This window comes from Thermodesulfobacteriota bacterium, assembly GCA_034189135.1.
Taxonomy (GTDB): Bacteria; Desulfobacterota; Desulfobacteria; order Desulfobacterales; family JAUWMJ01; genus JAUWMJ01.
This window is the reverse complement of sequence record JAXHVO010000007.1, coordinates 46,918-54,040: the sequence shown is the minus strand read 5'-3', so window position 1 is coordinate 54,040 and position 7,123 is coordinate 46,918. Positions and strand designations below refer to the sequence as shown.

Genomic DNA, 7,123 nt, shown 5'->3' with positions numbered 1-7,123 from the left:
GTTTTGTAGTTATATCAAATTGTTGTCGCTTTTTCATATACTGCAAAAAGAATAAAAAGTCCACTACAAAATGCGCTTTTTTTATGTATTACGGATAGTTATATCCGTGGATGGACACTAGGTAAGAGATGAATTTTTTAGTTCCTGATAGAGCATCTATAGCCTACCAGGAGCAAGGCATGCAGATTTTGAGGGGATTCTCCATATTAATCTTTACCTAAATTGATAGATTAAATTTGAGAAAAGCCAGTATGTTATATAGGGTAGAGTATTTAGAAGTTGAGCATCAATTCAATGATAGGTAGCAAGAGCCAAAAATGGTTAAGCAAAAGCAATTATTGGAGCGAGATTGGGCTTTATATGAGCACAATATTAAAATTTAGATATTATAGGTCAGCATTTAGTGTCAAGAAAAACCAGACTGATGATTGAGGATATCCCATAAAAACAGGCATATTTAAAACATGTGATAAGCGTCCTTTTCAACTGCCAAGATCGGGTAAAGATGATCGACTAAAATAGTGACCGGTTTGTGGCTTGACTGCTTACCTGGGAAGGTGATCCGGTTGAATGCGAACAGGCTAAACTCGATTGCAGATTGAAAAAAGCGCAATGGAAAAAGATCCACAATAAGAATTTGATTTTTTATATACCACCCACAGGAGAACTCTTTTTTTATTGATTGATAAATGCCTATTTATTAACAGTTAGATAGCAACTATCAATTTGTCACGTACAGATTGGGGTAATCACAAAATTTTGAAGCCCTTATCTTCTTGTGATAACCATATAACACCATATGAAAATATTTTGGGGTTGGGAGATAAATACCAACCCCTTTTCAGTTAGGTGTACATATCATTATCCCTTTTTTCTCATGCCCCATAATCGCTAGAACGAAAAGGTGAAAAGAACGCCAAGAACCAGGTAAATTCCGAGCTCACTATCATTACTACAAGGCACACCAGAATTGAGGGTGCAGTCTTCGTCAAAAGTGAAAAAATTTCCCAGTCTGGCATTGGGGACAATACCCATATTTTTATTGAACATAAACCGGTAACCGGCTTCAGCGCTGACATTTACGGCCTTGAGGTCACCTTCGCCAAAAATAGAATTGTATTCTTCGAAGTCATATTCAACGTCCCAGAATTCTAAAGAGCCGCCCAGATAGAATCCATCCAAGCCCGAACCGGAAAAGTAATAACGAACGCCTGCTCCCAGGCCGATTCCCTCACCGTCTTCTTCATAACCAGTTTCATCATACTCATAATCAAGGGCAGAAACACGACCGAGAATCGATAGGTTATTGGTCAATAGTGTTTCAAATTCAGCGGCTCGAACAAAGGCATCCAGATCAAGTCCTAAAATGCCCCATCCTCCTGCATTAACAGCATTTTTTTGACCTTTGGCAGAACTGATGCCTGGACATAAGGCGGCCGAGAGCACAAATACACACAATAAAATAAGAATTTGCTTTTTCATGATTTCCTCCTTATGAAATAAGTGTTAGCCATTCCAAGGGTTAAAAAAAATATGATAAATGATAAAGCATCCCTTTTTGGATCAAAAGTAAGGGAAAAGTTAAGGTTGTGCACTACAATCGGTTGAATATCAATAAGTAGCGAGGGTTAAAACTAAACGGAAGATTTCATTATAATACAAATGAATGAAATCAAGATACCGTATGGCTTCTTTGCTGTCAAGACAGGATTTTACGTACAGGAAGTCGGTATTTGCCAACTTTTGCTCTGACAAGCAGCCTGTCTGCCCAGCGCTGTCAATTCAGCAGTCGCTTTAGCAATCGCCGCCTTTATTGCTACATCGACTTGGGTATTGTTTGGTGTGGCTGTAAAGAAATGAAAGACATTTTATCTGTAAAAATACTCAACGTGTCATTATCCAAGCGGTTAATTTCCACAGCAGTTGAGATTTCAGAACTGTTGACATACGTTGGGAGATAGCTGGACGGATTGTAGAAAGGAGCTATAAATGGCAAAACATACAAAACCAATTGTATCTTTCGAAAAAACATTCGACAAACTCGATATTCGGGTGGGTAGGGTCATAGACGTTAGTTTTGAAACAAGAACACATAAGCCAACCTATAAGATGACCATAGACTTCGGGAAATTTGGAAACCGGATAAGCTACGGTCGTTTTACCATGCACTCCCCTGAGGAAGTGAAAGACAGGCTTGTGCTGGGTGTATTGAATTTTGAGCCCAGACAAATGGGCCCTATCAAATCCGAGGTTCTTATTTTAGGAGTTCAATACCCCAAGGCGGAGAGTGGTGAAGCCACCTTTGTATCGCCGGCGGTAAATGCAAAAATAGGCAGCAAGCTGTTTTAGGATTTCCCAAGGTCGCCTGTTTACAGCTATAATCTGATTACCTATACTTTTATAGTAGTTGGGATAGTTCGCTTCGGTTTTGAATTTATGTTTCAAAAACCGAATTGAAATACACTACATGGTATCGTTAAAGGAGATGGGGTAACGGAGGGTCGTATTTAACCTGAGCCTATTAATGAAAATGTCCGTCACACATTATTTGAGATCTTCTGCAATGCATTAATCTTCGTTCTTGCTCTATTCGTCTTTCTTGGTGATTATAGGGGTTACTGTACTGTCTACGATCTTTGCCTGAACGCCTATCTTTACCGCTTCGGCGTTCATTTTTAGAAAAGGTTTCCATTTGAGCCACCTTGCTGTTGTTGACTACCTGGTTACCAGAATACAGGGTGCCGGGTGAAAGATATCCTTGCGGATAGCAACCATTTTACCCTTAAAGCATTCCTCTAACACAACGACATCTCCATTTTTCAAAGATGTTAAAGAAAGGAATTCAGTAACAGTAATATCTGAAGGAGCACAAAAACCAGACGAGAAGCCAGGTTCGATTCTGTAATTGGAGGACCGGTTCAGGTCAGCTTGAACAGCAAAATCAGGAATAATTTTAATATATTTATATTAATTCTTACGTATTGTCAATTGCAATCGAGGGGTTCGGCAACGATTGTGAGGGGACAATTATGGCCTTTCTCAAACACCTAAACCGGCAATACCCTCACTTTTGATGAATGCCCCTCCTTTCATAACCATGCGGACATTATTCATCGAGTCAAGGTCTGCCAGCGGATCGCCTTCGATGGCGATGAGGTCGGCCCATTTTCCTTTTTCAATGGTTCCAATTCTATCCTGCATATTGAGAATGTCGGCATTTTCAACGGTGGCCATTCGAAGGGTTTCAAAATTGGAGATTCCGGCTGAGGCCATGTATTTCAATTCGTCGCTAAATAAACCGAACAAGCTGATGGTAGAACCGCTATCCGTTCCTATACCTATCTTCGCCCCTGCGCTCTTGAGTTTTGCGATATTCTTAATCACATTGGGAAACATGTCTTTGAAATACAAAGGGTCCACCCGCAGGCTGCGCCGGTCCTCATCACTCAAATCGCCTTGGTCGACGGCAAGAATTTTCTTAAGCGACGCGGTGACTTGCTTAAGAGCTTCAGGTGAAAGGTATTCCTGGCCCCGTGCCTCTATCAATTTCATCAGCTTTCTGGCTATAAGAAAATCTTCGAATATCCTGATGGTGGGTATAATGGCCGCATCATTTTTGGCGAACCTGTCGGCATACCCGTCAGTGATGATTGCATCCATGGGTGTATGTTCAAGGGTATGATACCCAAGGTCCACACCTTTGTTAAATCCGCTGACAAACATCGCATGCATGGCACATCTGATGCCGTGTTTTCTACCTTTCTCTAGTATGGCCTTATACCCGTCATCGGTATGATTGGGCAGTCTACACGCCTGGTGATGAAAGCTTTGATCCTGGTGAAGCGTTTTCAACCATACGGCGCCCAGCCTCACCATTTCTTCACATACCTCATTGATTTGTTCCACTGTTGTCGGCCGTTCAGCAAAATTACCGCCCATGATTCGTTTCAATGTCGGATCTTCAATATAAGGGGCATACATAGGCCATCCCAGTTGCGTTCCCTCTCTTGCTGCAATCATCGACAGGGAACTGATTACCCTGGGTCCGGGAATTTGATTTTTATCAGCTCTTTCGGTGAATTTTCTAATCATTCCGGGAAAACCACCAACGTCACGAACGGTGGTGACCCCGCTCATCACACAATTTTTGAAATTGAGTTCAAATTGTTCATCTTTTTGCAATAAAACGTTTAGGTTGCCCGTGGTGGTGAATGGGGAGGTTATATGAACATGGTTGTCGATAAGGCCTGGTAGCAAAGTCCAACCGTTCAGATCAAAATGCCGGAAACCTTTGTACTGATTCAGATCTCCTTTTCTTTCAATTCCAATAATTTTGTCGCCTTCTATCAAAACAATTTGACCATTTTGAAGACTGTAATTCAATCCGTTAAAGAGGCGAAAATTATCTAAGAGGATTTTGGGATACTGAATACTTCTCCAATCGGAGCGTGAACCACAGTTGGTCAGTGAAGCAAGACCTGTTGCTCCTAGCAGGAACTTAGATCCAAACAGAGCGGACGCCTTCAGGAAAGATCTTCTGTCCAATACAGTTTTATCCATAATAGGTGATGGATCGGTTAAAATTAACAGTGAGTAAAAACCCGGCATTTTTTGCCTTATATCCGGGAAGTAAAATTGCCTGCCAGGTTAAACAGTATTATAACTATTTTGTAAACGCATTCGCAGCATCTGCTCTTTTTTCAAAATCAATGCCGAGCCTATTGGCTTCTTCTCTTTGCCAACTAATGAGGTTTATGGTTTGAAAGCCGGTGACCTTTTTTTATTTTATAAAGTCAAGGATCTGCTAAATGGAGTATCAGAGCAAGTTTAGAATTGGGTAAGAGAATAGTATGTTCGTGGTCAAGGTGTGGCGCCTGATCAATGAGACTGGTTTTTTATAGACAAAAAAACTCATCCAAGTCAAGAAAATAGATGCGTGATCCAAAATTGTAACTTACAGATATTATATGGATTCCTCTTTTCTTAAAGCTGAAATTCTTTTTCAGCGAATCAATATCTCATTTTGGATGAAATAAAAGCTTGACAATACGTACGTAATGACGTACATTATCAGAAAAACCATAGAGGTGTATCATGCCAACATTATCTGCAACTGAAGCAAGGACAAAATTATACAGACTTATAGATGAGACGTCAATGACACACGAGCCAATCGTAATCACCGGTAAACGAGGAAACGCAGTTCTTATTTCGGAAAATGACTGGCGTGCCATTCAAGAAACTATGTATTTACTAAATTTACCAGGAATGCGAGAATCTATTCAGGATGGTTTGTTAACTCCAATTGAGGATTGCAAAGAGGAAATTGAGTGGTGAACTGGCGAGTTGTTTTTACAAAACAAGCTCAAAAAGATGCAAAAAAAATATCCGCTTCCGGTCTAAAGCAAAAAGCTGAAACATTAATAAATATTCTTCGTGAAAACCCATATCAAGCTCCACCTCCTTTTGAAAAATTATTAGGTGATTTAGCAGGTGCATATTCGCGTCGAATAAATATTCAGCATCGGATAGTCTATCAGATCATCAACGAAGAAAAAATTGTAAAAATTATTCGTATGTGGACCCATTATGAATAGTTTTACAGAACAGGTCCTCCCGACGGCCTACATCGCTGGCTCCCCTTCGGTGCTGGCAGAGTTCAACAGTTCGCTCTTAGCAGTAAAAATTGCCTATATCAAAAAATTTGAGACCTTTGAAAAATTGTAATTTTTATTCGAGTTCAAGAAAGGCGAAAATTTCAACCACAGGAATATATTGAATATTTTTAGGATTGAAATTTGAGTCTGACACAGAAATCGGACAAAAAGTGCCGTTTTGCAAAGGCCTCAATTTAACTATCAAGTTTTAATAGATATTCAGGAGGGTAAAATGGACACCCATATACTAAAATCGCTACCCGATTTTCTTGAAATCCTGGGCCTTGATGAAGAACCGATGGGGCTTTTTTATACGGATGAAAAGCCGGTCAAAGGTTTTTCCCCGAAGCCAATGGACCTCCCCACCCGTGAAAAAGAACAAAAAAACGAAATTGATTGGCAGGCCATGTTCAGTAACTTTTCCTGCGCCATTGGACATATCTGGCGGGCCCGAAAGAAGAAAACGTCGGCTTATTTCAGCTCCCGGCAATTTGGTTGTCCGGGTTGTGCGTTTTGGCTCGGATTCATGAAGCCTCAAAACGAAACCATCATCCATTATGTTTCCACCGGGATACCCGGCCGGATGGAAGGTGAACTTTACTGTGATTCACCGGATGAACTGAGACGCATGTTTGAATATGTAGATCCAAGATCTGCGCCCGGAAAATATTGTGTGATAAAACCGTTAAGTCTTTTTGCAGACTACCAGGAACCCGAACTGGTCATGTTTTTCTCCAGACCGGAATCCCTTTGCGGTCTTCACCAGCTTGCTACCTTTGTCACCAATGATCCTGAAGTGGTGGCTTCTCCGTGGAGCGCCGGATGCGGCAGCCTCGCTGTCTGGCCATTGCATTATCTGGCCCGCGGCGAAAACAAAGCGGTGGTTGGCGGCTGGGATCCGTCCGCCAGGAAGTATTTCAAAACCGATGAGCTTTCGTTCACGGTTCCCTACACTATGTTCCAACAGATGGTTAAACGCTTTGGAGAGTCTTTTCTAACCACCAAAACATGGGCCACGGTTCAAAAAAAGATCGTTCGAAGTAAAAAAGCTTGGAGGGAAAAACTTTAGCTTGAATGGGAAGAAGTATTTACAATGTCAAAAGTTGTGCTGATCGGTTTACTTTGAAGTTTCCCAGGGAAAGAAGTTGAGGGAACATATTCATTAGAAACAAACATTTTTTTATCAGTCTTAGTTCGGTTCGGCCGGGGAATCGCCTATTGGCCCGTTACCAGACATAACAATCTTATGTAGAAATGAAGGTACGGTCCGCCTGAGGCGGACTGAGATTAGATTTGAGCCAGCCCCAGGGGCCAGAATCCCACGGCGGCGTTGATCGTCTCTGTCTGTATGGGTTTAGCTGAGAAGATAGGGGGCGTGTAAGTTACCGATCTCATATGTTAAGTCTGGTAACGGGCCAATAGGCGATTCCCCGGTCGAACCTTAGGTTTCATGAAGCGTTATGCCC

General features: G+C 41.5%; 6 protein-coding genes. 4 read left to right on the top strand and 2 right to left on the bottom strand.

What is annotated here, in order from left to right:
- Positions 1-891: 891 nt before the first annotated feature.
- The gene (locus tag SWH54_01075; protein MDY6789834.1) at positions 892-1,482 is read right to left on the bottom strand and encodes an autotransporter domain-containing protein; all 591 of its coding nucleotides are present in this window, start codon (positions 1,480-1,482) and stop codon (positions 892-894) included.
- Positions 1,483-1,989: 507 nt separating this feature from the next.
- Between SWH54_01075 and SWH54_01070 the strand changes: the two genes are divergently transcribed.
- Positions 1,990-2,349 carry a tRNA-binding protein gene (locus SWH54_01070; protein MDY6789833.1) on the top strand — a complete coding sequence of 120 codons (360 nt, stop codon included), beginning with the start codon at positions 1,990-1,992 and terminating at the stop codon, positions 2,347-2,349.
- 690 nt (positions 2,350-3,039) lie between these two features.
- Here the strand turns inward: SWH54_01070 and SWH54_01065 are convergent.
- A complete protein-coding gene (locus SWH54_01065; GenBank protein ID MDY6789832.1) occupies positions 3,040-4,545 on the bottom strand; it encodes an amidohydrolase family protein in 1,506 nt (501 codons plus the stop codon).
- A gap of 549 nt (positions 4,546-5,094) precedes the next feature.
- On the opposite strand from SWH54_01065, the gene SWH54_01060 reads away from it, so the two are divergent.
- From SWH54_01060 to SWH54_01050, 3 genes are all read left to right on the top strand, one after another.
- Positions 5,095-5,337, top strand: a complete 243-nt coding sequence (locus tag SWH54_01060) for a type II toxin-antitoxin system Phd/YefM family antitoxin (GenBank protein MDY6789831.1) — start codon at positions 5,095-5,097, stop codon at positions 5,335-5,337.
- Complete coding sequence (locus SWH54_01055; protein ID MDY6789830.1) at positions 5,334-5,597, top strand: Txe/YoeB family addiction module toxin; 264 nt, start codon at positions 5,334-5,336, stop codon at positions 5,595-5,597. The genes SWH54_01060 and SWH54_01055 overlap by 4 nt, the downstream gene beginning before the upstream one ends.
- A gap of 292 nt (positions 5,598-5,889) precedes the next feature.
- Positions 5,890-6,726, top strand: a complete 837-nt coding sequence (locus SWH54_01050; protein MDY6789829.1) for a DUF169 domain-containing protein — start codon at positions 5,890-5,892, stop codon at positions 6,724-6,726.
- The last annotated feature ends 397 nt before the right edge of the window (positions 6,727-7,123 follow it).

What these genes read in the sequence shown, in the direction of transcription:
- SWH54_01060 (MDY6789831.1), top strand. Translation starts at nt 5,095, where the DNA reads ATGCCAACATTATCTGCAACTGAAGCAAGGACAAAATTATACAGACTT.
- SWH54_01075 (MDY6789834.1), bottom strand. Translation starts at nt 1,482, where the DNA reads ATGAAAAAGCAAATTCTTATTTTATTGTGTGTATTTGTGCTCTCGGCC.
- SWH54_01050 (MDY6789829.1), top strand. Translation starts at nt 5,890, where the DNA reads ATGGACACCCATATACTAAAATCGCTACCCGATTTTCTTGAAATCCTG.
- SWH54_01070 (MDY6789833.1), top strand. Translation starts at nt 1,990, where the DNA reads ATGGCAAAACATACAAAACCAATTGTATCTTTCGAAAAAACATTCGAC.